The sequence below is a fragment of the Pseudomonas sp. genome (assembly GCF_050739995.1).
Classification (GTDB): Bacteria; Pseudomonadota; Gammaproteobacteria; order Pseudomonadales; family Pseudomonadaceae; genus Aquipseudomonas.
Genome location: NZ_JBOICG010000097.1, coordinates 1 through 3,198 on the forward strand (window position 1 = coordinate 1; position 3,198 = coordinate 3,198).

At 63.3% G+C, this 3,198-nt stretch carries 3 protein-coding genes; 2 read left to right on the forward strand and 1 reads right to left on the reverse strand.

Annotation, left to right across the window (positions count from 1 at the left end; genetic code table 11):
- Positions 1–46: 46 nt before the first annotated feature.
- Positions 47–1,216, forward strand: coding sequence for an acyl-CoA dehydrogenase family protein (locus tag ACRESD_RS03335; protein ID WP_431749619.1), 1,170 nt, complete (start codon positions 47–49; stop codon positions 1,214–1,216).
- On the forward strand, positions 1,213–2,154 hold the full coding sequence (locus tag ACRESD_RS03340) for a D-isomer specific 2-hydroxyacid dehydrogenase family protein (RefSeq protein WP_431749620.1): 942 nt from the start codon (positions 1,213–1,215) through the stop codon (positions 2,152–2,154). The genes ACRESD_RS03335 and ACRESD_RS03340 overlap by 4 nt, the downstream gene beginning before the upstream one ends.
- On the opposite strand, the gene ACRESD_RS03345 is transcribed toward ACRESD_RS03340, so the two are convergent.
- A complete protein-coding gene (locus ACRESD_RS03345; RefSeq protein ID WP_431749621.1) occupies positions 2,151–3,038 on the reverse strand; it encodes a LysR family transcriptional regulator in 888 nt (295 codons plus the stop codon). The genes ACRESD_RS03340 and ACRESD_RS03345 overlap by 4 nt on opposite strands.
- Between the last annotated feature and the right edge of the window lie 160 nt (positions 3,039–3,198).

The window sequence follows — 3,198 nt, forward strand, 5'->3', positions numbered from 1 at the left end:
CTACAAAAGCCCGCTTGTATACACACTTTTGATCGAGTACAGACTCATGACTCAACCGTCTTTACGCTCCGTGGAAGTCGCCAACTTCGATGCCTTGCTTGATCGCCTCAGCGCCGAACTGGCAAGCACTGCACATCTGTTTGATGAAAGCGGCGCCTTCCCCCACGCCAACTTCAAGCGGTTGCATGACCACGGTCTGGTCGCGCTCACCGTACCGAAAGCCCTGGGCGGTGGCGGTGCCAGCCTGCCCCAGGCGCGCAGGGCCATCAGTGCGATTGCCAAGGGCGAACCCTCCACCGCATTGATTCTGGTCATGCAATACCTGCAACACACGCGTCTGCAAGACAGCAAAACCTGGCCTCCGCACCTCCGCGTCCAAATAGCAGAAGATGCGGTGCGCAACGGCGCGCTGATCAACGCGTTACGCGTAGAACCCGACCTGGGCACCCCGGCCCGTGGCGGTTTGCCGGCGACCACCGCGGTGCGCACCGCTGAAGGTTGGCGCATCAGCGGGCGCAAGATTTACTCCACGGGCAGCCATGGCCTGAGCTGGTTCAGCGTGTGGGCGCGCAGTGACGATACCGACCCGCTGGTGGGCGCCTGGCTGGTGCCAAAAAACAGTCCCGGCGTGAGCATCATCGACACCTGGGACCACCTGGGCATGCGCGCCACCTGCAGCCATGAAGTGGTGCTCGACAATGTGCTGGTGCCGTTGGACCACGCGGTCAGCGTCAGCCCCTGGAGCGCGCCGCAACCCGAGCTGGATGGCGACGGGTTCCTGTGGATGGCGGTGTTGTTGTCGTCGGTGTACGACGCCGTGGCCCAAGCCGCACGGGATTGGCTGGTTAACTGGCTGGAAGAGCGCAAGCCATCCAACCTTGGGGCGGCGCTGGCCACCCTGCCACGGTTCCAGGAAACCGTAGGGCATATCGATACGTTGCTGTTCGCCAACCGCAGCCTGTTGGACGCGGCGGCCGAAGGGCACACCCCGGCCAGCCACGCGGCGCAGTTGAAGTATCTGGTGACCCACAACGCGATCCGTGCGGTGGAGCTGGCCATCGAAGCCTCGGGCAACCCCGGCCTTTCACGTCATAGCCCGCTGCAACGGCACTATCGCGACGTGCTGTGCAGCCGCGTCCACACCCCGCAGAACGACGCCGTGCTGCAAGGCATCGGCAAAGCCGTGTTCGCACAACGCCAGAAGGAACGCACATGAGTCAGGTGATTATCGCCAGCCAGTTGGACGAAGACTTCAACGCCGTGATCCGCGAACGCCTGGCCCCACTGCACCCCGAAGCCCAGGTGATCGGAGTGCCGGTGGGCGTGCCGAGTGACCTGCCACCCCAGGCCAATATCTTGCTGCTGCGTCCGATCAACGTGCGGGGCTACACCGCGCCGGACACTCCACCACCCGGCTGGCCTTACGGCGCGCAGTGGGTGCATCTGGTGTCGTCGGGTATCGACTTCTACCCACAGTGGCTGTTCAACGGCCCGCCGGTGACCACCTCGCGGGGCAGCGCCGCCGATAACCTCGCCGAGTTCGCCCTGGCGGCAATCTTTGCCGCCGCCAAACATTTGCCGGACATCTGGGTGAAGGACGCCCAGTGGCAGTTCACCGCGCTGCGCCCGCTCAAGGGCACCACGTTGGGAATCCTGGGGTTTGGGGCAATTGGCGAGCGCCTGGCGCAAAAGGCCCTGGCCTTGGGGATCAACGTCGTGGCGCTGCGTCAAAGCCAGGCACCGTTCAGTTCGGGCGTGGAAACCGCCAAGGACATCCATGACCTGTTCGCCCGCGCCGATCACCTGGTGGTAGCCGCACCGCTGACCGAGGCCACGCGGCATATCATCAACCGTGAGGTACTGGGGAATGCCAAGCCGGGATTGCACCTGATCAACATCGCGCGGGGTGGTTTGCTGGATCAGGAGGCGCTGCTCGAAGCGCTGGATAACGGTCAGATTGGGCTGGCATCGCTGGATGTGACGGAGCCGGAGCCGTTGCCGGATGGTCATCCGCTGTACAGTCATCCGCGTGTGCGGTTATCGCCGCATACCTCGGCGATTTCCACCCGCAGCCAGCATGAGATTGCCGACGCCTTCCTGGCCAATCTGGAGCGCTACCTGAGCCAGCAAGCGCTGCACAACCTGGCCAACTAGCACCCACCGGCCAGACGTTCACGCAAAAACTCCACCAGCGCCTGCACCGGCCGTGAACTCTGCCGGTGCTGAGGGTACACCGCCGACAGGGTCAGGGCTTCGGGGGCGTACTCGTCCAATAGCGTCACCAGGCGCCCGTCCTTCAAGGCATCGGCGACGATAAAGTTCGGCAGGTAAGTGACACCCAACCCAGCGATGGCCGTGTCGCGCAGCAGCTCGCCGTTATTGACGCGCATACGCCCGCTGACATTCAGCGACTGCAGCTTGCCCTTCACCTGGAAACGCCATTGCACTTGGCGACCATGGCCATAGGGCAGGCAGTCGTGGGCGGCCAGGTCTTCGGGCTTGAGCGGCGTACCGCGCAGGGCCAGGTACTCGGGGCTGGCACAGTACACGCGCTGGATGCTAGCGATGCGCCGAGCGATCAAGGTGGAGTCTTCCAGGGTACCAATGCGCAATACCAGGTCGTAGCCCTCGCCGATCAGGTCCACGGGGCGGTCGCTCAGGTCGACCTCCACCGAGACATGCGGATGCCGCTGCAGGAACAACGGCAACAGGCAACCCAAATGCGCCATGGCAAACGACAACGGCGCGCTGAGGCGAATGGTGCCGCGAGGGTCGCTGTTCTGGCCGGCGATGCCCTGCTCCACTTGCTCGACTTCGCTGAGCAGACGCAGAGCGGATTCATAATAACTCTGGCCGAGTGGCGTGACGTCCAGGCGGCGGGTGGAACGGTTGAGCAGACGCACACCCAGACGGTCTTCCAGCTGGATCAGGCGGCGGCTGACAAATTGCTTGGACAGCCCCAATTGTTCGGCGGCGGCGGTGAAGCTGCCGGACTCCATGACCTGGCAGAACAGGCGCATGTCTTCGAAGGGATTCATTGTCGCTTCTCGGTGGACGATGGGCTGTTTTATAACCGGTCAGTCCCAACACCACAAATCAAATGAGTGAACACAGTCAAATGTGGGAGGGGGCTTGCCCCCGATAGTGGTGGATCAGTCAGAACATCTGTGACTGACACACCGCTATCGGGGGCAAGCC